Source organism: Pseudomonas sp. VA159-2 (assembly GCF_024126635.1).
GTDB classification, from domain to species: Bacteria; Pseudomonadota; Gammaproteobacteria; order Pseudomonadales; family Pseudomonadaceae; genus Aquipseudomonas; species Aquipseudomonas muyukensis.
This window is the reverse complement of sequence record NZ_JAMYBV010000112.1, coordinates 1-219: the sequence shown is the minus strand read 5'-3', so window position 1 is coordinate 219 and position 219 is coordinate 1. Positions and strand designations below refer to the sequence as shown.

The following is a 219-nucleotide window of genomic DNA, read 5'->3' as shown; positions in this document are numbered from 1 at the left end:
CCTCCTGCGTGCAAGGCAGGCGCTCTCCCAGCTGAGCTATGGCCCCGCATATTGGTAGGTCTGGGCAGATTTGAACTGCAGAAGAGCCGTCCTCACCACTCTTTATCCAGAGGCATGGGGTGCTCTACATTCCAACCAAAATTGGTAGGTCTGGGCAGATTTGAACTGCCGACCTCACCCTTATCAGGGGTGCGCTCTAACCAACTGAGCTACAGACCT

The 219-nt window shown here is 55.3% G+C and carries 1 tRNA gene; it reads right to left on the bottom strand.

From position 1 onward, the window contains the following. Window positions 1-142: 142 nt before the first annotated feature. Window positions 143-219, bottom strand: a tRNA-Ile gene (locus NJG22_RS24525).